Raw genomic sequence first — 22448 nt, 5'->3', positions numbered from 1 at the left:
GTTGTCCACTCTGGACGTCCTCGCGCCAGCCGTCGATACTCGATCCTGCCGCGCGGCGCCTCGGATCCCGGCAGTCCGGAAATCCGCCGGCGCGGCGATACCGAGGAGATGGACGTGGACATCGAAACACTGACGGGACCGCTCAGCGCGGACGCCGGCACCGACTGGTTCATCGATCCCGCCACCGGGGCCGCGACCGCCACCGCACCACTGCGCCTGGTCGCACCCGACGGCGACTTCCAACTGAAGGCACACGTACGCGCCCAACTGAGCGCCACGTTCGACGCCGGAGCGCTCTTCGTGCACGGCGGGCCGGACACCTGGGCGAAACTGGCCCTGGAACGGTCCCCGGAGGGCGCCGACACCATCGTCACCGTGGTCACCCGCGGTGTCTCCGACGACGCGAACGGCGTCGCCGTACCGGTGCCGGGCGAGACCTGGCTGCGGGTCTCCCGCGTCGGCGGGGTCTACGCCTTCCACCACTCCGCGGACGGTGCCCGCTGGTCGCTGGCCCGGCTCTTCACGCTCGGCCCGGTCGACGGCCACCGGGTCGGGGTGAGCAGTCAGTCCCCGACCGGCGACGGGCTGACCGTCTCCTTCACCGACGTCACGCTGGACCCGTCGACGCTCGCGGACGTCCGCGACAGCTCCTGACGACCGGCACGCGGGCTACCCGGCACGACGTCCCGTTGCTAGGGTCCGCGCGTGGACGCGATCAGACCGGTGCACGTTCTTGCGTTGCTGTGTCTCCTCGTCGTGTCCGCCGTCGTGGCGGGTCTGATCGTCTTCGCGAGGTCCCGGCGCTAGCCGTCGCAGCACGTCAGGGGAACAGACATGCCGTTCACCGGTAGTCACATCGCGGCGGTACTGCCGCTGGCGCGGGCCGCGTGGCTGGTGCCGTCGGCCCTGGTGGTCGGGAGCATGGTTCCCGATCTGCCCTACTACCTGCCGCTGCCGGTGTCGGCGTCGCTGACCCACTCGGTCGCCGGCGTTCTCGGCGTCGACGTGCTGCTGGGTCTGCTGGCGCTGGCACTGTGGCACGGGCTGCTGGCCCGTTTCCTGACCGCGATCTCGCCGGCCCGGTTGCGCCAGCGCCTGGTCCGGCCCGGCCGTCCGCGCCACCGGCCGGCCCCTCTCGCGGCCATGCTGGTCGCCTCGCTGGCGGTCGGCGCCGCTACCCACGTGCTGTGGGACTCGTTCACCCACGACGGGGGGTGGGGGCCACCCACATCGGCTGGCTGGCCGACCCGCACCTCGGGATGGCCGGCTACCGCTGGGCGCAGTACGCGAGCACCGTCGTCGGTGGCGTCGCCGTGGCGATCTGGCTGTTCCACTGGTGGCGTACGGCGCCGCCGCGGAACGCGGCCGAGCAGCGGCCGCCGGCCGGCCGAAGGCTCGTGGCGACGGCCTGGACGGCCATCGGGCTCGCCACTGTCGCCGGAGCCGCCCTGGCACTCACCGAAGAGGTGTCACTACGGCGAACGGTGTTCCTGGCCGTCACCAACGCCGGCGGCGCCGGTCTGACCACCGTGATCGTCCTCGCCGCCGGCTACGCGGTGCTGACCCGACGCGACCGCCCCGCCCCGCGCTGACGGCGGCCGGGTCAGACCGCCACCATGCAGTTGTCGGAGCTGCTGATACCCGCCCGGACACTGACGATCCCGGCGGACCCGTCGCCGTAGAACCGGCAGAACAGGCCCGCCGGTCGGCCGCCGAACAGCAGCGGCCCGAGCACCGGGGCCACCTCGGCCTCGTACGGTTCGTCGCTGTCGTCGGCGATCAGCGCGACCCGGCACGTCTGTGGCGCCACGAACTCCTGCACGATGCTGCTGCCGTCGGCGGCGGCGTCGACCGCGGACTCCCATGCCGCCTGGTCGACGTCGCGGCCGATGACGACCTGCTTCCCGCTCTCCCCCAGGCCGGCCTTGAGCACCAGCAGGTCGCGGTTCTTCACCACGTACGGAAGCAGGTCGACGTCGCGGCCGTCGCGGGTGGTGCCGCGGTCGGCGAGGATCCGGGTCCACGGCAGGTATCTGTCGACGAGGGCCCGCTCGGCCGTGGTCATCCAGGGCCGGCCCTCCGACAGCAGCCCCATGGTCAGCTTGCTGTGTAGGAACGTCGACGTCTGGGTGCCGACCAGCAGGCACCCGTTGTCGAGCGCGTCCTGTACGGGGCTGGTGTCCAGCCCCGCGTCGAGCCAGTCCGGAATGGTGAAGTTGCGCAGTCCGACGGGATAGCGCAGGTGCGGGGCGCAGTCCCACGCCTCGACGAGTTCCTCGGGTTCGAAGAACCGTGCGGTCAGGCCGTGGCTGTTGAAGTGCTCCACCTCGACCTGGAAGTAGCGGCTCTCGACACCGTGGACGCGGGCGCTGCCGACGACGGCGACCCGGGGCGCCGTACCCAACTCGGCGCACAACGCCCGGAACATGTCGGCGCGTACGGCGAACGGATCCGGGGAGCTGTACGGGGTGCGGCCCTGCCCGTCGGCGTGCAGGTGGCGCCACACCTCGAGCCGGGCATAAGTCTCGAGGACGCCGCTGAGCGCGGCGCTGACGTTGAACTCCACGATCCGCGGCCCGGTGGGCCCGATGACAAGGTCCGGCCGGACCACACTGTCGGCGTACCGTTCCTCGACGAACGGGTCGGCGACCCACAGCCGGTTCTCGGTGGCCGGCATCCGGTAGGCGGCCAGCCTGCCCTCGGTGGTCGGCGCGGTCTCCAGGGCGGTGCGGCGCAGCAGGTCGAGCAGTGCGGCGGAGGCCCGGAACACCTCGGCGTACGAGGCGCGCGGGATCGCCATCGGCGCGGCGGGCAGGACCCGCTGGTACGGCCAGCCGGTGTCGCGCAGTTCGTGGCGCAGCATGTGGCGGATCGTGTCGGACGGGGCGGCCGGCGCCAGTCGGTGGTCGCCGAACCACGGGTGCCCGGCCGATCCGGTGCGTACACCGTCAAGCGTGACCATGTGGCGCTCCCCGGAAGCTGGCTGCGGGGTCGGCCCGGCGGACCGATCCATCCAGGACGATAAGATCAATAGACTAGCATTCATATGCTGCAGGCCGTGCCGACGCGTGAAGCCGGCCGACGCGTCGAGCCGGAGGTGTCCATGACGCTGCGTCATGTCCAGGGCAACGAATACCGCGAGGAGCACGGCGGCGACTACGAGGACTTCGAGCCCGGCATGGTGATCCGGCACTGGCCGGGCCGGACCATCTCCGAGACCGACAACACCTGGCTGACGCTGCTCACCATGAACCAGCATCCGCTGCACTTCGACGAGCACTACGGCAAGGGCAGCGAGTACGGACGGGTCCTTGTCAACAGCGGAATCACGCTGTGCCTGGTCGGCGGAATGACCGTGCAGGCGCTGTCGGCGCGGGCGGTGGCCAACCTCGGCTGGGACAAGGTCCGGCTGCGCGACCCCGTGTTCGTCGGTGACACCCTCTACGCGACCAGCCGGATCCTCGACAAGCGGCTGAGCCGGTCGAAGCCCGGCCTCGGGATCGTCACGGTCGAGACGACGGGCGCGAAGTCGACCGGTGAGACCGTCATCGTCTTCGAACGGACCTTCATGGTCCGCTGCCGCGACCACTCCTGACCCTATCCGCCGGCCGCGGCCGGCTCGTACAGTGCCACGGCGGCCGCGGTGTCCTCGATCGCCATTCCGACGCTGCGCAGGACCGAGGTCCGGTCGACGGCCCGCACCCCGCCGGCCACCAGCGCACCCAGCTCGACGAGATCGTCGGAACGGATCAGTCCGGCGGCCAGGGCGGCCCGCACCTCACCGGCGCCGTCGCGGGCCGCCGTCCGGTCCTCGACGACGACCGTCGCGTCGGCGAGGAGGGCGGGTTCGACCTCGATCGCGTCCGGATGCGTACCGCCGATCACGTTCACGTGCGCCCCGGCCGCCACCCACTCCGCTTCGAGTACCGGCTTGTCGTCGCCGGTCGACGTCGCCGTACAGATGATCGGCGCGTCGGCGGCCGCGGCCCGGGCCGTGTCGCAGACGGTCGCCCGGACCGGGTGGGACGCGGTGGCCCGGACCCACTCGGCGAACTCGTCGGCCCTCGCGGGCGTCCGGGAGAACACCCGCACGGTACGGATGCGGCGTACCGCCGCGACCGCGCGGACCAGCGACCGGGCCTGCACCCCGGCCCCGATGACGGCGAGGTCGTCGGCGTCGTCGGCGGTGCACCAACGGGTGGCCAGGGCGGCGACCGCGCCGGTACGGATCGCGGTGAGTTCGGCACCGTCCAGCAGGGCCGTGATCTGCCCGGTGGTCAGGTCGGTCAGGGCGACGACCCCGTGGATCAGCGGCAGGTTGCGTTCCCGGTTGTCCGGGGTCAACGTGGTGATCTTGACACTGCCGACCCCACGCCGCTCCCAGATCGCGGGGCTGACCAGGAGCACCCGCTGCGGGCCGTGCTCGAGGACGGTCCGGGCCGGGGACCGGGTCCGACCGGCGGCCAGGTCGACGAACATCTCCCCCAGTACGTCGATCACCCGCGTCATGCGGCGGGTGCCCGCCATGTCCGCGGCGGTGACCGTCACCGGCCCGGTCATCCGCCACCGAACCGGGCGGTCCAGGCGTCGCCGCGCGCCACCGTGTCGCGGGCCAGCCGGGCGAACGGCGGGCCGACCATGTTCCCGTCCAGCACGGCGATCCCGCCGCCGGCCGCGCCGACGGCCTCGGTCACCCGACGGGCCAGGCGCAGGTCGTCGAGATTCGGCCGCAACGCCTGGTTGATCACGTCGAGTTCGCCCGGGTGCACGGTCGCCTTGCCGTGGAAGCCGAGCGTCCGAACACGGGCGGTCTCCTCCGCGAGGACCGCCGGCTCGGTGAGCCGGAAGTTCGCGGTGTCGATGCAGGCGGTTCCGTACCGTGCGCAGGCCAGCGCCATCGCCTGCCGGGCGGCGAGCATCGCCTCCCAGGTGATCTCGACCCCGAGGGTGGCGGCCAGGTCGGCCGAGCCGAGGACCAGGCCGTCGGCCGCCCGCGCGATCGGGTCGATGTCGACGACCGCCTCGACCGTCTCCACCGTCACGTAGATCTCCGGACGCGCGCCCGCCGAGGCCAGCATCTGGCGGACCAGGGTCACCTCGGTCGCGCACTTCACCATCGTCATCATGACGATTCCCGGCCGTACCGGGGACTCGGTGAAGAGCACCAGGTCCTGCACCGCCGCGACGCTGCCCAGTTCGTTCATCCGTACGGCGATGTTCGCCGGCCGTGGCGCCTTCTCCAGCGCGGCCCGGCACACGGTGCGCGCGGCCGGTTTCTCGGCCGGCGGCACCGAGTCCTCCAGGTCGATCAGGTGCACGTCGGCGTCGTAGTTCCACGCCTTCACGACCCGGTCCAGCGACAGTGCCGGGGTGTAGAGGATGCTCCGCGGAATCCCCGCCGTACCGCTTCCCTCGCTGTGCTCGGTCATGCGCCCACCTCGCTCCGCTCGGCGGGCCCATGACATGCCCTGAGCTTGCTGATTCCCTCGCTGCGCTCGGTCATGGGGCCACCGGCTCGGGCAGTGCGGTGGGCGGGCGGGCCCCCGCTTCGACGAGTACCTCGCACAGCCGGCGGATCTGTTCCTCGGTCTGGCCGGCGCGCAGCATGGCCCGCAGCCCGGCGGTGCCGCGGGCGACGATGGGGAAGAACACCGGCGAGACGTAGAACCCGGCGGCGAAGACGCGCTGGGCCCCGTCGATGACCGTGTCGTCGCTCATCGGCACGACCCGGATCGGGTACGTGCTGCCGGACTGTTCGGTCGCCAGCAGCGAGTCGAACAGCGCGATGTTGGCGTACAGCCTGTTCTGCAGCTCGGTGAGTTCCTCGGTGCGGTGGATCTCCGCCGACGCCATCGCCGCGCCGACCGCGGCCGCGTTCATCTTCTGCGAGTAGCCGAGCGGCCCGGCGAAGCGTTCGATGATCCGCCGCGTCTCCTTCGGATATCCGTCGAGCAGGATCGCGGTGCCGCCGGCCCCGAACCCCTTGCTCAGCGTCGCGACGGTCACGGTGCGCTGGTCCAGCGCCGGCGAGTGCGAGCGGACGTAGCCGATGCCGCGCCGCCCGTACGCCGACAACGAGTGCGAGTCGTCGTAGAAGACCATCATGTTGTATTTGTCCTGCAACTCGGCCAGTTCCCGGACCGGGGCGTAGCCGCCGAGACTGTCCGAGCCGTCGACGACGTAGCAGACGCGTTCGTAGGTGCGGCACATGTCCTCGAGGAAGTCGAGGTCGTGGTGGCGGCTGGTGACGACCTCGGTCTCGTCGGCGCACGTCGGCTTGGCGTTGGCCAGCGACACGTGGGCGTTCTTGTCGAAGACCATCAGCGGCCGAACCCCGTTCCCGAGGTGCCCGGACGCGATCAGCGGCAGCAGGCCGGTGCTGGCCGCCGCCGTCGAGATCGCGGTGACGACCTCGGCACCGAACAGTTCGCCCAGTGAGTCCTCCAGCTCCAGCAGCACCGGTGTCTGGACCCGGGTACGCGGGATGCAGTGGTCCAGCACGCCGAAGCGCCGCAGCGAGTCGACCGCCCCGTCGATGACCTTCGGATGGGTGTCCAGGTCCAGATAGGAGCAGACGGTGAAGTTCACGAACTCGTGCCCGTCGGCGGTCCGCAGCACACCGTCGTTCAGGTCGCCGACGATCCCGGCGACACCGTGCTCCTCGCTCATGTTCCAGAACCTGTTCCCGATCCCGACGAGCTTGTCGTTGTTGCGGTACCGGTGGGCGGGCGTGATGGTCTTGCGCTCGCTCATGAAGACTGCACCTCGGTGGGCTTGTAGGAGTAGACGCGCGTGAGCTTGCGGTACGCGTACGTGTAGAGCGCCACGCCGAGCACGTGCGGGCGGCGGAGGATCTTCGACGACTTCAGCCAGAAGTTGACGTTGACGTTGACCTCGTCCAGCGACTCGGCCTGGTGCCACCAGCCGAGCGGCAGGTAGAGCATCTCGCCGGCCTCGAGGATCAGGTCGCGCCGTTGGGCCAGCTTCGGCACCAGCCTCGGGTAGCGCTGCGGGTCGACGTTGTCCATGTCGAACACCTGCGACTTGTCACCGAAGCCGCGCAGCACCGATCGCGGGTAGTAGTCCCGGGATCCGGGCGGGGCGATGATGAACCGCTTGCGACCCTCGAGCGCGATGTTGAAGTTCTCGAACTCGTCGAAGTGGCTTTTGGTGAAGACGCCGCGGTGGCTGATCCACAGGTTGGCCGCGTACAGCGAGCGTCCGTACCCGAAGAACTTCTCGGCGTCGAACCCGACGACGGCGTTGACGTCGGCGGGGCTGTTGCGGATGTTCGACACGATCCGGTGCCAGGTGTCCGGGCTGGTCATGTACTTGTCGTCGGCGAAGAACTCGCGCAGTCGGATGTCGCGGGTCTCCCAGCGCCCGGGGTGGTTCTTGTCGCCCGGCTCGGTGAACAGGGTGACCAGCATGTTGCCCAGCCGGGCCGCCACTCCGTCGCGGCCGAGCCCCTGCACGCTCTCCGGCAGCTTGATCACCACCGGCACGTCGGACCGGAACAGGTCGCCGGGACCGGTGGCCATGAACTGGTCGAACGACATGCGGGCCACGGGTACCCCCGCCGTCGCGTTCGTGCCGGTTGTCGGATCGGGATTCGCCATGTCGCCTGTCCTTACTTCTGAAGGGCCGCCACGCGCCCGTCCCGGGCGCTCAGCTCTGCCACCACGTCCACGATCAGGTCTTCCTGGCCGGCGATGGCCTGCCGCCGGCCCAGCTCGAAGAACACGTCGCGCGGGTCGACGCCGGCGCGGGCGGACAGCTCGACGACCCGGTGCTTGAATCCCGAGAACACCCCGGCCAGGCCGCTGACGATGGTCATCGACGCGGTCACCGGCGGTGCGGGCATGAGTTCGCGTTCGGCGAGGTCGGCGGCGTCGAGCAGCGCGTAGAGGTCGATGCCGGTCGTGAAGCCGCTGCGTTCCAGCACCGGCACCAGCACCTCGAGCTGGGTGTTTCCCGCCCCGGCACCGAAGCCACGGGCACAGCCGTCGATGATCGAGGCGCCGGCCTGGGCCGCGGCGACGGAGTTGGCCACCGCCATGCCGAGGTTGTCGTGCCCGTGGAAGATCACCGGGCGGTCGACCGCCGCCCGGATCGCCGAGATCCGCGCGGTGACGTCCGGGGGCAGGAACCAGCCCGCCGAATCCATGATCCCCACCGCCTGCGCCCCGTACCCGACGGCCTGCGCGGCGTGCTCGGCCAACTGTTCCGGGGTCGCCATGTGGCTCATCATCAGCACGCAGTGCGCCTCGGCCCCGGCCTCGCGCAGCATCCCCAGGTGTCGCTCGGCCAGCGACGTCTCGGTGGCGTGCACCCCGATGCGTACGACGTCGGCACCGTGGGCGATCGCCCGCCGCAGGTCGGTGGAGGTGCCCCAGCCGGGCAGCATGAACACGCCCATCCGGCTGTGCCGCAACGCCTCGCGGACCGTCGACAGCATCTGCTCGTCGCTGACGGCGGCCAGCCCGACCTGCAGCGACGAGGCGCCGAGCCCGTTGCCGTGGCCGACCTCGACCACCGGGATCCGCGCCGCGTCCGCCGCCTCGGCATAGCGGCGCAGGGCGTCGACACCGAGCTGGTGGCGGACCGCGTGCTGCCCGTCGCGCAGGGTCGGGTCGTAGATGACGACGTCGCTCACCGGGCCACCTCCGCCCGGGCGGTGCGACCGATCGCGGTCGCGTGCTGCTCGGCGACCATGACGGCGGCGGAGTTGATGATGTCGAGGTTCCCGGCGTAGCGGGGCAGGACGTCGCTGTGGGCCAGCACCTGCACCGCGACCGTCACCCGGTCGTCGACGACGGTGCAGGCGGTGACCTCGTAGCCCGGGGCGAAGGTACGCACCCGCGCCGCGGCCTCGTCGACCGCCGCCCGTACCGCCGCCGCGTCGGCACCGGGGATCCGGGCGTGCACGGCCGTGCGGAACGTCGCCGGCGGCACCGCCGGACTGATGTTCAGGATCGCCTTGACGTCGCCGACCCCGGAGTACGTCGTCACGGCGCGCTCGGTGGTCGCCACGTACTCGTCGAGGTTCAACCTGGTCGCGCGGCCGGCGATGGTGCTGGCCACGGTCGAGACGACCTCGAGGTAGGTCACCGGGAAGCGCGTCGCGAGCGCGTGCACGACCGGGACCGACGCCTGGCCGCCGCAGCTGATCAGGTTGACGTTGCGTCCGGCCGCCACCCGTACGCCGGTCACGGCCGGCACCACCATCTGCCCCACCCCGCTGGGCGTGAGGTCGACGACGAGGGTCCCGAGCGGCTCGAGCAGCCGCCAGTGTTCGAGGTGGGAGGCGGCGTTGGTGGCGTCGAAGACGATGTCGAACGGGCGCTCGGCCGCCAGGACGGCGTCGATCCCGGCCGCCGTGGTGGGCAAGCCGAGCCGTTCGGCGTGCCGTAGTCCCGCGGAGCCGGGGTTGCGACCGGCCACCAGCCGGCAGTCCAGTGCCCGGGATCGGTCGATCTTGCTGATGAGGTCCTGGCCGATCGCTCCGGTGCCGATCACGGCGACGGTGGCGGGCTCGACGACGTCCGGGCCGGTGCCGGTCACCCCCGCGGCGAGGCTCACCGCCCGGCTCCGGACCGGAAACGCCGTGGGTGGGATCGGTGGGTTCGGGGCGACCGGCGCCCGGCTCTGGGATCGGGGATTCTCATGTACGTCGTCCTCACCATTCGATGCGCCGGCGCCAGCTGGCCGGCGACGTTCCGGCGGTGACGACGGGAGGCGCGCGGCACCCGCCCGCGGTGCGCCGCCGGCTGTCCATCCAGGTCGGACCCGGTCCGCCACGCCATCCGAGGGCACGGCCCCCCGTGGGCCGTCGGCGGTCACCGAGAAACAGAACGTCCGCGGGGGACGGATCGCGTCGCGACCGGAAACTCCCATTCGACAGGGTCATTCGGTCACGCGCGGCACCGTCATGCGTCAAACGGACATGGGACTGATCTCAGGGATTCCAATGCAGTAGTCGAAAGCACTCCCAATGACATTCATATCCAGCAATGCTGGACTTACCGTCACGACCAACCGACGGTTGACCGCCATCGACGGTACCAGATATTTGCGGGTATCGGACCTGCGTGTTGGGTCACCCTCGTGACAGCTCACGGCCGGCCGCGCGAGGCCCGCGACCGCGCCGGCAGTCAGCCACAAAGCGCCGCCAACCAGGCCCGATCCGACTCACGCAGCATTTCGCCGGGCGGTCCACAACACCACCCGCGTACGCCTATACAAACTCAAAACACCATCCGTCAAGCCGGAGAATGCGGCCGTCGCCACCGGTCGGCGGCGACACTGCGTAACCGTTGCCGGCGCGTCCCTTTCGACTATCCTCATCACACTCGCATGAGTGTGCATTGCGGACAGCGGCCCGGTCGAAGTCGCGCCGTACGCACCGCTGGAAAGGGGACACGATGGATCGTCGGCCGCGCCGGGCCAGGGCCGGGCAGGGTCACCACCCGCCACGCACCACCGCCCCGTCCAGGCCCGCCACCGGCCCCCACGCCCCGGCATGAGCAGGCTGGCCACACCCACCGCCGCAGCCGGACGACGCCAGCACCTGGGCCGCGACTTCTCCAGACTGTGGTCCGCCGCCGCCATCTCGGCCATCGGGGACGGCGTCACGATCGCCGCCGGTCCCCTGCTGGCCGCCCAACTCACCGACGACCCCCGCCTCATCGGCGGCGTCTCGGTCGCGTTCACCGCCCCGTTCGTACTCTTCGGCATCCCCGCCGGACTCCTCATCGACCGGGTCGACATCAGGAAGGCACTGGTACGGGTCGACCTCGCCCGCGCCGTCCTGCTCGCCGTACTCACCGTCGGCATCCTCGGCGGCTGGGGCGGGCTGCCGCTGCTCTACGTCTGCATGTTCCTGCTCGGCGTCGCCGAGGTCTTCTGCCGCAACGCCGCACAGGTCCTCGTCCCCTACGTCGCCCCCGAATCCGGACTGTCCACCGCCAACGCGCGCATCATGGCCGCCCAGGAGGCCGGCACCGGCTTCGTCGGCCCGCTCTTCGGTGCCCTGCTGTTCAGCGTCGCCGTCGCGCTGCCGTTCGGTGTGGACGCGGCCACCTTCCTGTGCTCGGCCCTGCTCCTGGCCCGGATGCGCCGTACGCGACCCGCGCAGCCGGGGGACGCCAGCGGCGTACTGCCGCAGATGCTCGCCGGCGCGAAATGGCTGTGGCGCCACCACCTGCTCCGCAGCCTCGCCCTGCTCTCCTGCCTGATCAACCTGGCCGGCAGCGCGATGCTCGCCGTCCTCGTCGTACACAGCAACGTGGTCCTCGGACTCAGCGCGTTCGGGTACGGCGTCATGCTCTCCTGCCAGGCCGTCGGCGCTGTCCTCGCCGCCCGGATCGCTCCCCTGCTGACCAACCGGCTCGGCCGCGAAGGGGCACTGGTCGCCACCGCCGCGCTGATCGCCGCCAGCGAGGCGGTGCTGGCCACCGTTCCGTCGCCGTACGCCGCCGGGGCCGCCCTCGCCCTCTTCGCCTGCGGCACCGTGACCTGGAACGTCGTCGTGGTGGTCCTGCGGCAGACCCTCGTACCCCGACACCTGCTCGGGCGGGCCAACAGCGTCTACCGGCTCATCGCCTGGGGTGGCCTGCCCGTCGGCGCGGCAGCCGGCGGCTTCGTCGCCGCCGAAGCCGGCACTCCGGCCGTGTTCGGCGCCGGCGCGGCCGTCATGGCGGTCATCGCGGTGATCCTCGTCCGCGGCGCCCGCCGGCAGTGGATCACCCGGGCCGTACAGGCACAGCGGGCCAACGAGGCCGCCGGCGACGGCCCGGCACCCACCGGGCCGGGCAGCACCGACACCGGACCCGCCGAACACCCAGGAAAGGCCGACCGATGATCACTTGCGGGCACCGCTCACCGTTGGGCGCCGCGTACGTCGAGCACCTCGCCGGGCACCCCACGCCGGGCGATCCGACGGCCGCCGCCCGGGAGTCCGCCGCGCTCACGCTGGCCTACCAGGGCCGGTTCCTCACCGGCCCCGCCTTCCTCGGCGACACCGAACGCCGCGCCGTCACACGTGACCTGCGCACGATCCACGACCTGCTGCGCTCCCTGCCGGACCGGATCTTCGACGGCAGTCTGGCCGCACTGGCGCAGGCCGTCGGTATGAACACCCGGCAGACGGAACTGATCACCCGCAGCGCCCGCACCGGGTCACTCGTCCCGTTGGGGCGCGCCGACCTCTACCACGACGGCACCACGTTCAGCCTGCTCGAGTTCAACATCACCAGTGCGCTCGGCGGCTTCGAGAACGCCGACATCAACCGGGCGATGCTGACCTATCCACCGCTGCGCGAGTTCGTGGCCCGGCACCGGCTGGGATACCGCGACACGCTCGGCTGCATGGCGCGGACGATGCTCGCCGAGTGCGCCGCCGCGGTCCCCGCCAACCGGTCACCGCTCGTCGCCGTACTGGACACCGTGGACAACTTCGCGATCGTCGGGCCCCGGCTGGAGGTCTTCGCCGCCCGGCTCGCCGACCACGGAATCGAGGCGATCGCCTGCCATCCCGGCCAACTCACGTACCGTGACGGCCGGCCGACCGTCGCCGGCCGGACCATCGACATCGTCTACCGGTACTTCCTCGCCGAGGACCTCGCCGACCCGGCGTCGGCCGCCGAACTCGAACCGCTGCTGGCCGCCGCCGCCGAGGAGAGGGTCGGCCTGTTCAGCCGGCTGGACGCCGAACTGTACGGCAACAAGGCGGCCCTGGCGATGCTCTCCGACGACCGGCACCGTGCCCTCTTCGACGCCGACGAACTCGCCTGCGTCGACCGGATCCTGCCCTGGACCCGGTACGTGCGCCCGCGGATCACCGACCCGGGCGGCACCGAGGTCGACCTGCTCCGCTACGCCCTGGCCCACCGGGCCGACCTCATCCTCAAGCCGACCCTGCTGCACGGCGGCAGCGGAATCGTCGCCGGATGGCAGGTCGACACACCCGAATGGGAGACCCGGCTCACCTCGGCGGTCGGCGGCCCGTACGTGCTGCAACGCCGCATCCGGCCGGCGGCCGAACGGTTTCCCGACGGCGCCGGCGGCTCGCACGACCACTACCTCAACTGGGGAATCTACCTCGGTGACCGCGACGTCATCGGCGAGGACGGATACGCCGGCTGCTTCGTACGCGGCAGTACCGACCCGACGGTCGGCGTGGTCAGCCTCGGCGGCGGCGCGGCGGTCGCGTCGGCCTTCCACTCCGCCTTCCACGACGGCTGACACCGCGGCGGGCACTGCCGGCGTCGCCCGCCGACGGTGCCCGCCGATCAGCCCGACCTGCCGTCAGGCGCCCGCGCCGGACTGCACCGCGGCGATCCACGCCTCGACGTCGTCGGCGGTACGCGGCATCGCCGCCGACAGGTTCTCGTGACCGTCCTCGGTGACGAGAACGTTGTCCTCGATCCGGACCCCGATGCCACGGAACTCCTCCGGCGCCACCAGGTCGTCCGCCTTGAAGTAGAGCCCCGGCTCGACGGTGAGAATCATGCCCGGCCTGAGTTCGCCGTCCATGTAGTCCTTGCGCAGCAGCATCTGGCAGTCGTGCACGTCCAGGCCCAGGTGGTGGGAGGTGCCGTGGACCATCCACCGCCGGTGCAGACCACCGTTCTCCGGGTCGAGCGTCTGCTCCAGCGTCACCCCGTCCGGCAGCAGGCCCCACTCGTGCAGCTTGCGGGCGATGACCCGGTTCGCGGCGGCGTGGATGTCGCTGAACTTGTTGCCCGGCTTCACCGCCGCCATCCCGGCTTCCTGGGCCTCCAGGACCGCCTCGTAGATCTTGCGCTGCACCGCACTGAACCGGCCGCTGACCGGCAGGGTCCGGGTGATGTCGGCGGTGTACAACGAGTCCAGTTCCACCCCGGCGTCGACCAGGATCAGGTCGCCCTCGCGGACCTGGCCGGTGTTCTTCGTCCAGTGGATCGTGTTGGCGTGGTCCCCGGAGGCGCAGATCGACTCGTAGCCGAGCCCGTTGCCCTCGTGCCGGGCGTACAGGCCGAAGAGGCCCTCCACCCAGCGCTCACCGCGGCCCTTGCGGACGGCCTCCGGCAGCCCGGCGATGATCGCGTCGAAGCCCTGGTGGGTCGCGGCGATCGCCCGCCGCATCTCGCCGATCTCCCACTCGTCCTTGACGATCCGCATCCCCGACAGGAAACGGGCCAGTTCCTCGTCCGCCTCGTTCGGCTCCGCCGTGGCCCCGGACGTCGCGCCCTCGGACGTCGCCGTCCCGCCTCGGGCCTGGTCGACCCGGCGGGCCACCTGCTCGTCGGCCGCCCGTACGACCCGGAGCCGGATCGCGCCGGCATCCTTGGCCAGCGCGTCGGCGAGCGAGTCGATGTGCCGGGCGGAGACGCCGAGCCGCGACTCGATGTCCTGGATCGTGGGGCGCGGCCCGACCCAGAACTCGCCGAACCGGGCGTCGGCGAAGAACTCCTCGCTGTCGCGAGAGGCGAGCGGCCGGAAGAACACGACGGCCTCGTGGCCGCCGTCGGGCTTCGGATCCAACACCAGGACGCTGTCCGGCTCGCTGTCCGCGCCCAGGCCGGTCAGGTACGCGAACGCGGTGTGCGCCCGGAATGTGAAGTCCGTGTCGTTGCTGCGTACCTTCAGGCCGCCGGCGGGAATGACGAGACGCTCGCCCGGGAACCGCTGCGACACGGCCGCCCGGCGATCGGCGGCGTGATCCGCGACCGCGACGCGGGGCACAGGCTCCGTGCTCCGGCTGGCCCAACCGGAGGCGATGAACGCGCGGAACGCGTCGCTTCCGGGTACGTTACGGTGGCTGGCCTTCACCTGCTTGTCGCTCGTCATGGTCGATATTCTGCCACGCGGACCGACGTATCCCGACCCGCGACGGCGTCACCGGGCGCGGTCGACCCGTCCCTCGCTCCACACCGCGTCGGCGCTCTCGTAGATCCGGCCGTCGGCGCCGAAGACCAGGTAGCGGTCGAAGTCGGCGGCGAACCAGCGGTCGTGGGTGACGGCGAGAACCGTACCGGAGAAGCCGGCGAGTCCGTCCTGGAGCGCCTCGGCGCTGGCGAGGTCGAGATTGTCGGTCGGCTCGTCCAGCAGCAACAGGTTGGCGCCGGACAGTTCCAGGAGCAGGATCTGCAACCGCGCCTGCTGGCCGCCGGACAACGTCTCGAACGACTGGTTGGCCGAAGGTGCCAGCTCGTACCGCGCCAGCGCCGACATCGCGTCGTTGAGGGTCTGCGGAACAGTCGCCAGCACGATCTCCAGTGCGGTGCGGCCGTGCAGATCCGGTCGGGCGTGCGTCTGCACGAAATGCCCCGGCACGACCCGGGAACCCAACCTCACCCCGCCGGCGTACCGGACGGCCGGCGTCTCGTCGCGACCGAGGTCGGCCAGCAGGTGCAGGAACGTCGACTTGCCGGAACCGTTCGAACCGAGCACCGCGACGCGTTCGCCGTACCAGATCTCGGTGTCGAAGGGGCGCATCAGCCCGACCAGCTCCAGGCTTTCGCAGACGACCGCACGCTTGCCGGTCCGCCCACCACGCAGCCGGATCCGCACGTTCTGTTGCTTCGCCGGCCGCTCCGGCGGACCGGCCTCCTCGAACCGTCGTAGCCTGGTCTGCGCGGCCCGGTACGGCGAGGCCATCGCGTCACTGTTCGTCGCGCTCTGGCGCAGTGTGTGCACCAGGTGCCGGAGCCGGGCGTGCTCGTCCTCCCAGCGCCTGCGACGCTCCACGATCCGGTCGCGCCGCTCCTGCTTCGCCTGCGCGTACGTGGCGAAACGACCGCCGTGGATCCAGACGGTGCGGGCCTCGACGGTGAGGATCCGGTCGGCGACGTCCGCGATCAACTGCCGGTCGTGCGAGACCATCAGCACGGTCTTCGACGTGGACCGCAGTTGTTCGCCGAGCCACTCCTTGGCCGGCACGTCCAGGTAGTTGTCCGGTTCGTCGAGGAGCAACACGCGGTCCGGACCACGCAGGAGCGCTTCCAGGACCAGCCGCTTCTGCTCGCCGCCGGAGAGGGTGGTCACCGGCCGGTCCTTCACCGCCTCGTACGCCGATCCGAGCGCCTGCGTGCAGACGGCGTCCCAGACCACCTCGATGTCGTAGCCGCCAGCGTCGGTGTGGTCACCGATCGCCCGGGCGTACGCCATCTGCGTGGCCTCCTCCTCCCCGCGTTCGGCCATCGCCGCCTCGGCCCGGCGCAGCTGGTCGGTCGTCGACCGGACAGCGTCCGGAGCCACGGACAGCAACAGGTCGTAGAGCGTCCGGTCGTCGCGGATGTCACCGATGAACTGACGCATCACGCCGAGCCCGCCGATCTGGGTCACCTTCCCGTCGGCCGCCGCGAGGTCACCGGCGATGAGGCGGACCAGGGTCGTCTTCCCCGCGCCGTTGGGCCCGACGAGCACCGCCTTGGCCCCGTCCCCCACCCGGAAGGACACGTCGTTGAGGAGGAGACGGCTGTCCGGCAGGACGTACGTCAGGTGACTTACGTCGATGTAGCCCATTCGCCCGAACCTCTCCCGATCGTCGAGCGGCGATTTCTCGAACATTGATCCGGTAATCGTTCATTGTTCGATACCACGCCCAAGATACTAGACTGCCGACATGTCAGACAGCAGCGCCGCCGCCGGACGGACCCGCCCGGACCGCACCCGGGCCTCGGACGGCCGGGCGGGCGACGTCTGGTTCCGTCCACCACGGGTGCTGCGCGACTCGCCACCGCTCTCCCGGGACCGCATCGTCGCCGCCGCGCTGGAACTGCTCGACGAGGAAGGGGTCGAACGACTCACCATGCGGCGCCTGGCCGAACGCCTCGGCGCCGGTTCGACGACGCTCTACTGGCACGTGAAGACGAAGAACGACGTGCTCGACCTCGCACTCGACGAACTGTTCGCCGAGGTGGAGCTGCCCCGTCCCGACCCGTCCGACTGGCGGGCGACGGCCGTCGCGCTGCTGACCGGTTGGCGCGCCGCCATGCTCCGCCACCCGTGGTCGGCGGCCCTCCTGGGGCGCCCCCTGCTGGGGCCCAATGTCCTGACCCGCACCGAGTTCCTGCACGCCACGCTGGCCGGCGCCGGATTCCGGCAACCGCATCTCACCGCCGCGGCGAACGCGCTCGCCGGCTTTGTCATCGGTTCCGCACTGAGCCAGACCGCGTGGCAGAGCCGGGACGGCGACGACGTGCACGAGCCCGCCACCAGGCTCCTGGAGCAGCACCGCGACAGGTACCCGCTGCTGGCGGCGCGGGACTCCGTGGTCGACGACTGGGACGCCGACTTCGGCCGGGGACTGACATACCTTCTCGACGGCATCTGTGCGACCCGGGCCTGACGGCCGCCCTGCCCGCGCGCTCGACCGGGTGGCCCGTGCCTAGGTCCGGGCGAGGTCGCGCGGTCCCACCCGCAGGGGCAGTCCGTCCTGGTGCAGCCGAAAGCCCTCGAGTTCGGCGGGATCGACGGCGAGACGCAGGTCGGGAAGGTTTCGCGCGATCCGCTCGAACATGATCCGGCTTTCCAGCCGGGCCAGGTGGGCGCCGAGGCAGAAGTGGATCCCGTGCCCGAAGGCGATGTGCTTTCGTACGTCGGGGCGGTGGATGTCGAACACGTGCGGGCGGTCGAACACGGCCGGGTCGCGGTTGGCGCCCCACAGCGACAGTCCCACCCGGTCGAACGCGGGGATCCGTCCGCCGGCGATCTCGACGTCCCGGAACGCGAACCGTGGCGGCACGATCTCGACGGGTCCACGGAATCTCAGCGTCTCCTCGACCACCGCCGCCGCCAGCGTCGGATCGTCGCGCACCGCCTGCCACTGCTCGGGATGGGTGAGCAGGAGACGGATGCCGTTGACGATCAGGTCGACGGTCGTCTCCTGGCCGGCGACGAGCAGCAGTTGCACCAGCGCCACCAGCTCGTCGCGGTCGAGCCGGTCGCCCTGCTCCTCGAGGGCCACCAGCTGCGTCATCAGGTCGTCGGTGGGGGCCGCCCGGCGTCGGGCCGCCAGGTCGTCGAGGTAGGCCCCGAACTCCAGGGTGGCGGCCGGGCCGTCGACGCTGCCGGACACGATCGCCGCCGACCAGGCGCGGAACCGGGACCGGTCCGACTCCGGTACGCCGACCAGTTCGGCGATGACGTTGACCGGCACCGGGTCGGCCAGGTCGGCGACCCCGTCGACGTGTCCCTGCCGGCGCGCCCGCGCGACCAGCCGGTCGGCGAGGTCTGCGATCCACGGCTCCAGCCGGGCCACCGCCCGGGCCGTGAAGCCGCTGCTGACCAGTCCGCGCAGGCGGGTGTGGTCGGGCGGGTCGAGGCTGATCAGCTGGCGGGCCTCGATCCTCGCCACTTCCGAGAGTTCGTGCGGGGCAGGTTGCCGGCTGCCGGGCCAGTGCCGGTGCACCTCGTGTCCGATCGCGGGGTGGTGCAGTCCGTCCAGGACATCGGCGTGTCCGGCGATCACCCAGAACCGGGCACCCGTGGGGTCGATCTGGAGCACCGGCCCGCCGTTGTTCCGTACCCGGTCGTAGAAGCCGTGCGGGTCGCGGCGAACGGTCGGGTCCCACAACTCCGAGATGCCGAACTCGGCGGCCACGTTGCCCCTCCTTGAGTGCGCGGTGGACTTCCTGTCGGCGCGGCGCGGCTCCGGCCGGGGCGCGAACGGCCCACCACCGGACAGCGGGATGTGAGCGTTAACATAGGTCGGTTACCAGGATGTGTCAAGCATGAACACTTACTCAACTGTAGGGATTGACCCGTGTCCTGGTTAGCGTTCACACTCTCTGCACATCACAGGTGACGCCGCCGTTGAGTCAGTCCCTTCCGGAGCAGTTCCACGAGCACCCACCGCCGTCGATCAGCGCTTGACAAGGAGATCTGATGCAATTGCAATAGTACGCATCCAGTGATGATCCTCGTCCCGTCCACGGGCGGGAAGTACGTAACACTTCGGCAGCGGCCGGACCCCCACCACCACGACCATCGCTGCCGACGAATCGGGCCTCCGCGTACCCGACCACCGGCGGGCCGGAACCTCGCACCGCCTTGACCTGTCCAGCGACATCCACCCCCGATGCCCGACCGCCGCCCATCCGCCGCCATCCGCTGCCCGTCGCCAGCTCCGTCCATGGTGGACGGACGGTCGACCACGTGCCGGAGCCGGCCCATGGACGCGGGCGGCCGGCCGAGCGGTCACCCCGCAACCCACCTCTGGAAGGACGGTCCTCAGTGGCCCAAACCGAGAAGCTCCCCATCAGCCGACGCCAGGTCCTCCAGGCGTCGGCCATCGGCGCGGCGGCGGTCGCCGCCGCGAGCACGCTCCCGGCGACCGCCGCCCAGGCGGCACCGGCGGCCGAGGCCGGAACCGGCGCGACCCCGGCGCGACCGGCCGCGCCCGGCAAGGGGCCCGGCGGCACCGCCCCGGTCCGGCCGTTCCAGCTGCGTGAGGTCACGCTGGGCGACGGCCTGCTCCAGGAGAAGCGCGACCGGATGAAGAACTACCTGCGGCAGTTCGACGAGCGGCGCTTCCTCGTGCTGTTCAACAACCAGGCCGGCCGCCCGAACCCGCCGGGGGTGTCCACGCCCGGCGGTTGGGAGAACGGCGGGCTGCTCAGCGGTCACTGGGCCGGCCACTTCATGACGGCCCTGGCCCAGAGCTACGCCGACCAGGGCGAGCCGATCTTCAAGAGCAAGCTCGACTGGATGGTCGACGAGCTCGCCGCGTGCCAGGCGGCGATCACCGCCCGGATGGGCACCGGCGGCCCCGGCGGCGAGGATCCGCAGGCGCCGCAGATCGGCCGGGTGCCGGGCCGGTTCGGAAGCGCCCTGCGCCTGAACGGCCCCAGCCAGGCCCAGTACGTGACGCTGCCCCAGGAGACGATCAGCCAGCTCACCAGCTTCACCATCGCCACCTGGGTGAACCTGGCGTCCGCCCAGAACTGGAGCCGGCTGTTCGACTTCGGTCAGAACACCACGGTCAACATGTTCCTGACCCCCCGCTCCGGCGCCGCGGGCAACGCCCCGCGGTTCGCCATCACCGTCGGCGGAACCGCCCAGGAACAGCAGATCAACGGCGATGCCGCGCTGCCGATCGGCCAGTGGGTGCACCTGGCCGTCACGCTGTCGCAGAACACCGGAACGCTGTACGTCAACGGCCAGGTGGCCGGCAGCAACACCAACATGACCCTCACCCCGGCCAACCTCAGCAACCCGGCCAACCGCTGGCTCGGGCGGTCGCAGTACGGCGACCCGTTCCTCGACGCCACCCTCGACGAGTTCCACATCTTCGACCGGGCGCTCAGCCAGCCGGAGATCCAGTCGCTCCAGGACTCGGCGGCCGGGTCGACCAGCGGCGGAAGCATCGCCTGGTACCGGTTCGACGAGGAGGGTGGCACGACCCTCAAGGACTCCTCGCCCAACGGCCGCGACGCCGGCATCGTGGCGGCCGACGACGGCGGCTCCGCGCTCTGGGTGCCGACCCACCCCGGCTACCTCGGCGCGATCCCGGAAGACGCGGTGCTGCGGCTCGGGCCCCCCCGGTGGGCCATCTACGGCGGCAACGCCGACACCAACACCTGGGCGCCCTGGTACACCCAACACAAGATCATGCGCGGTCTGCTCGACGCCTACTACCACACCGACAACGCCAAGGCGCTCGAGGTCGTCACCAAGATGGCCGACTGGGCCCACCTCGCACTGACCATCGGGGACAAGAACCACCCCGACTACGAGGGCCCCCTCACCCGCGACAACCTGAACTACATGTGGGACCTCTACATCGCCGGCGAGTTCGGTGGGGCGAACGAGGTGTTCCCCGAGATCTACCAGCTCACCGGCGACGAGAAGCACCTGGCGACCGCCAAGACCTTCGACAACCGGGAGTCGCTGTTCGGCGCCGCCGTGGAGAACCGGGACATCCTGGTCACCACCCCGGAGACCAGGCCCGGCCGCCGGCGCCCGGACCGGCTGCACGCCAACACCCACGTGCCGCAGTTCATCGGCTACCTGAGCGTCTACGAGCACACCGGCGATCAGGAGTACTTCCAGGCGGCGAAGAACTTCTTCGGCATGGTCGTCCCGCACCGCATGTTCGCCAACGGCGGTACGGGCGGCAACTACCCCGGTTCCAACAACAACATCGAGATGTTCCAGAACCGGGGCAACATCGCCAACGCGATCGCCCAGGGCGGCGCGGAGACCTGCACCACCTACAACATGATCAAGCTGGCCCGGAACCTGTTCCTCCACGAGCACGACGCGACCTACATGGACTACTACGAGCGCGGCCTGCTCAACATGATCCTCGGCTCGCGTTCGGACAGCGCGAGCGTCAGCAACCCGCAGGTCACCTACTTCCAGCCGTTGACCCCGGGCGCCAACCGCAGCTACGGCAACACCGGCACCTGCTGCGGCGGTACGGGCATCGAGAACCACACCAAGTACCAGGAGACGATCTACTTCAAGTCCGCCCAGGGCAACACGCTGTGGGTCAACCTCTACGCACCCTCGACGCTGACCTGGGCGGAGAAGGGCTTCACCATCACCCAGGAGACGACCTACCCGCGAGAGGACAAGGTCAAGCTGACCGTGACCGGCAACGGCCGGCTCAACCTCAAGCTGCGGGTGCCGGGCTGGACCCAGCGCGGCTTCTTCGTCAACCTCAACGGCGAGCCGGTGAACGTCAACCAGAAGTCGGGCCGGTACGTCACGCTGAGCCGGACCTGGACGTCCGGCGACGTCGTCGAGATCCGGATGCCGTTCAGCATCCGCATCGAACGGGCCGTGGACCGCCCCGACACGCAGGCGGTCTTCTGGGGTCCGGTCGTCCTGCAGATCCTCGGCAACCCCGGCGGTGGCAGCTACCGGGAACTGTCCCTCTACCGCTACCTCAAGCGGGACGGTGACTACGGCCGCTCGGCCATCACCCACGCGAGCACCAACGCGACCGGCGACAAGCTCTTCACCACCCACGATTTCACCCTGCGGCCCTACTACATCGGTGACACCCAGGCGGCCTCGACGTACTTCCGGCGGGTCGAGCCGACGATCGTCTTCGGCACGATCGACACCGGGGTGCCCAACCATAAGCGGAACGACGGCCTGCCGAACTACGACGTACCGGTGACGGACATCCCGTCGCCCGGCACCGACGGCCCGACCTTCCTCGACCTGCTCTGGGACCAGGCACCCTTCCGCAACCACGGCCAGTTCGTCTCGAAGGTCACCGAACTCGCCGAGGCGTTCGTCGCGGCGGGGATCCTCACCGAGGCGCAGGCGACGCTCGTCGTCTCGCACGCCGGACGGGCGAACCGGGAGCTCGCCCCGTAGGCGGTTCCGCCCTTCCTGACAGGCTGCGGCCCGGTCGATGAATCGACCGGGCCGCAGCCTGTCGCCGGGACCACTTCGACCATCCACGGCAAATCGTCGCATTGACATTAACTCCCGGGTCACCCTAT

Annotated in this window: 16 protein-coding genes and 1 pseudogene; 7 read left to right on the top strand and 10 right to left on the bottom strand. The window is 70.8% G+C overall.

The features are described 5' to 3' along the window. Positions 1 to 114 precede the first annotated feature (114 nt). Both Prubr_RS25390 and Prubr_RS38315 read left to right on the top strand, forming a co-directional pair. A complete protein-coding gene (locus tag Prubr_RS25390; protein WP_212817444.1) occupies positions 115 to 654 on the top strand; it encodes a DUF1349 domain-containing protein in 540 nt (179 codons plus the stop codon). 180 nt (positions 655 to 834) lie between these two features. Continuing rightward, a pseudogene (locus tag Prubr_RS38315) lies at positions 835 to 1592 on the top strand (DUF4184 family protein). 11 nt (positions 1593 to 1603) lie between these two features. On the opposite strand, the gene Prubr_RS25380 reads toward Prubr_RS38315, so the two are convergent. After that, a complete protein-coding gene (locus tag Prubr_RS25380; protein WP_212817442.1) occupies positions 1604 to 2962 on the bottom strand; it encodes a hypothetical protein in 1359 nt (452 codons plus the stop codon). A gap of 141 nt (positions 2963 to 3103) precedes the next feature. Between Prubr_RS25380 and Prubr_RS25375 the strand changes: the two genes are divergently transcribed. After that, positions 3104 to 3595: a MaoC family dehydratase gene (locus Prubr_RS25375; RefSeq protein ID WP_212828504.1), complete on the top strand. Its 492-nt coding sequence runs from the start codon at positions 3104 to 3106 to the stop codon at positions 3593 to 3595. A gap of 2 nt (positions 3596 to 3597) precedes the next feature. Here the strand turns inward: Prubr_RS25375 and Prubr_RS25370 are convergent, their stop codons facing one another. The 6 genes from Prubr_RS25370 to Prubr_RS25345 all read right to left on the bottom strand — a co-directional run bounded on the left by Prubr_RS25370 (position 3598) and on the right by Prubr_RS25345 (position 9582). Next, positions 3598 to 4560 carry an ornithine cyclodeaminase family protein gene (locus Prubr_RS25370; protein ID WP_212817441.1) on the bottom strand — a complete coding sequence of 321 codons (963 nt, stop codon included), beginning with the start codon at positions 4558 to 4560 and terminating at the stop codon, positions 3598 to 3600. Beyond that, positions 4557 to 5429: an HpcH/HpaI aldolase/citrate lyase family protein gene (locus Prubr_RS25365; RefSeq protein WP_212817440.1), complete on the bottom strand. Its 873-nt coding sequence runs from the start codon at positions 5427 to 5429 to the stop codon at positions 4557 to 4559. The genes Prubr_RS25370 and Prubr_RS25365 overlap by 4 nt, the downstream gene beginning before the upstream one ends. Positions 5430 to 5499: 70 nt before the next feature. Beyond that, complete coding sequence (locus Prubr_RS25360; RefSeq protein ID WP_212817439.1) at positions 5500 to 6753, bottom strand: 8-amino-7-oxononanoate synthase family protein; 1254 nt, start codon at positions 6751 to 6753, stop codon at positions 5500 to 5502. After that, a complete protein-coding gene (locus Prubr_RS25355) occupies positions 6750 to 7559 on the bottom strand; it encodes a cupin-like domain-containing protein (RefSeq protein ID WP_212828502.1) in 810 nt (269 codons plus the stop codon). Before Prubr_RS25355 ends, Prubr_RS25360 begins: the two co-directional genes overlap by 4 nt. 71 nt (positions 7560 to 7630) lie before the next feature. Continuing rightward, a complete protein-coding gene (dmpG, locus tag Prubr_RS25350; RefSeq protein WP_212817438.1) occupies positions 7631 to 8656 on the bottom strand; it encodes a 4-hydroxy-2-oxovalerate aldolase in 1026 nt (341 codons plus the stop codon). After that, the gene (locus tag Prubr_RS25345; RefSeq protein ID WP_246567618.1) at positions 8653 to 9582 is read right to left on the bottom strand and encodes an acetaldehyde dehydrogenase (acetylating); all 930 of its coding nucleotides are present in this window, start codon (positions 9580 to 9582) and stop codon (positions 8653 to 8655) included. The genes dmpG and Prubr_RS25345 overlap by 4 nt, the downstream gene beginning before the upstream one ends. Positions 9583 to 10522: 940 nt before the next feature. Between Prubr_RS25345 and Prubr_RS25340 the strand changes: the two genes are divergently transcribed. Then, positions 10523 to 11863: an MFS transporter gene (locus Prubr_RS25340; protein WP_212817436.1), complete on the top strand. Its 1341-nt coding sequence runs from the start codon at positions 10523 to 10525 to the stop codon at positions 11861 to 11863. Further along, a complete protein-coding gene (locus Prubr_RS25335; protein ID WP_212817435.1) occupies positions 11860 to 13245 on the top strand; it encodes a hypothetical protein in 1386 nt (461 codons plus the stop codon). The genes Prubr_RS25340 and Prubr_RS25335 overlap by 4 nt, the downstream gene beginning before the upstream one ends. Before the next feature lie 63 nt (positions 13246 to 13308). Here Prubr_RS25335 and Prubr_RS25330 read toward each other — a convergent pair whose 3' ends face one another. Together Prubr_RS25330 and Prubr_RS25325 are read right to left on the bottom strand one after the other, a co-directional pair. After that, positions 13309 to 14832, bottom strand: a complete 1524-nt coding sequence (locus tag Prubr_RS25330) for an aminopeptidase P family protein (RefSeq protein WP_212817434.1) — start codon at positions 14830 to 14832, stop codon at positions 13309 to 13311. A gap of 48 nt (positions 14833 to 14880) precedes the next feature. After that, on the bottom strand, positions 14881 to 16509 hold the full coding sequence (locus tag Prubr_RS25325) for an ABC-F family ATP-binding cassette domain-containing protein (protein WP_212817433.1): 1629 nt from the start codon (positions 16507 to 16509) through the stop codon (positions 14881 to 14883). A 100-nt stretch (positions 16510 to 16609) separates the two neighbouring features. Between Prubr_RS25325 and Prubr_RS25320 the strand changes: the two genes are divergently transcribed. Further along, a complete protein-coding gene (locus Prubr_RS25320) occupies positions 16610 to 17335 on the top strand; it encodes a TetR/AcrR family transcriptional regulator (protein WP_212817432.1) in 726 nt (241 codons plus the stop codon). A 39-nt stretch (positions 17336 to 17374) separates the two neighbouring features. On the opposite strand, the gene Prubr_RS25315 is transcribed toward Prubr_RS25320, so the two are convergent. After that, positions 17375 to 18589, bottom strand: coding sequence for a cytochrome P450 (locus Prubr_RS25315; protein ID WP_212817431.1), 1215 nt, complete (start codon positions 18587 to 18589; stop codon positions 17375 to 17377). A gap of 632 nt (positions 18590 to 19221) precedes the next feature. On the opposite strand from Prubr_RS25315, the gene Prubr_RS25310 reads away from it, so the two are divergent. Next, on the top strand, positions 19222 to 22320 hold the full coding sequence (locus Prubr_RS25310) for a beta-L-arabinofuranosidase domain-containing protein (RefSeq protein WP_212817430.1): 3099 nt from the start codon (positions 19222 to 19224) through the stop codon (positions 22318 to 22320). Positions 22321 to 22448: the final 128 nt, after the last annotated feature.

Source organism: Polymorphospora rubra (assembly GCF_018324255.1).
GTDB lineage: Bacteria > Actinomycetota > Actinomycetes > Mycobacteriales > Micromonosporaceae > Polymorphospora > Polymorphospora rubra.
The sequence above is the reverse complement of the archived record's forward strand: the minus strand, read 5'-3'. Positions and strand labels throughout refer to the sequence as shown.

What these genes read in the sequence shown, in the direction of transcription:
- Prubr_RS25320 (WP_212817432.1), top strand. Translation starts at nt 16,610, where the DNA reads ATGTCAGACAGCAGCGCCGCCGCCGGACGGACCCGCCCGGACCGCACC.
- Prubr_RS25355 (WP_212828502.1), bottom strand. Translation starts at nt 7,559, where the DNA reads ATGTCGTTCGACCAGTTCATGGCCACCGGTCCCGGCGACCTGTTCCGG.
- Prubr_RS25330 (WP_212817434.1), bottom strand. Translation starts at nt 14,832, where the DNA reads ATGACGAGCGACAAGCAGGTGAAGGCCAGCCACCGTAACGTACCCGGA.
- Prubr_RS25325 (WP_212817433.1), bottom strand. Translation starts at nt 16,509, where the DNA reads ATGGGCTACATCGACGTAAGTCACCTGACGTACGTCCTGCCGGACAGC.
- Prubr_RS25375 (WP_212828504.1), top strand. Translation starts at nt 3,104, where the DNA reads ATGACGCTGCGTCATGTCCAGGGCAACGAATACCGCGAGGAGCACGGC.
- Prubr_RS25365 (WP_212817440.1), bottom strand. Translation starts at nt 5,429, where the DNA reads ATGACCGAGCACAGCGAGGGAAGCGGTACGGCGGGGATTCCGCGGAGC.
- Prubr_RS25360 (WP_212817439.1), bottom strand. Translation starts at nt 6,753, where the DNA reads ATGAGCGAGCGCAAGACCATCACGCCCGCCCACCGGTACCGCAACAAC.
- Prubr_RS25340 (WP_212817436.1), top strand. Translation starts at nt 10,523, where the DNA reads ATGAGCAGGCTGGCCACACCCACCGCCGCAGCCGGACGACGCCAGCAC.
- Prubr_RS25335 (WP_212817435.1), top strand. Translation starts at nt 11,860, where the DNA reads ATGATCACTTGCGGGCACCGCTCACCGTTGGGCGCCGCGTACGTCGAG.
- Prubr_RS25380 (WP_212817442.1), bottom strand. Translation starts at nt 2,962, where the DNA reads ATGGTCACGCTTGACGGTGTACGCACCGGATCGGCCGGGCACCCGTGG.
- Prubr_RS25370 (WP_212817441.1), bottom strand. Translation starts at nt 4,560, where the DNA reads ATGACCGGGCCGGTGACGGTCACCGCCGCGGACATGGCGGGCACCCGC.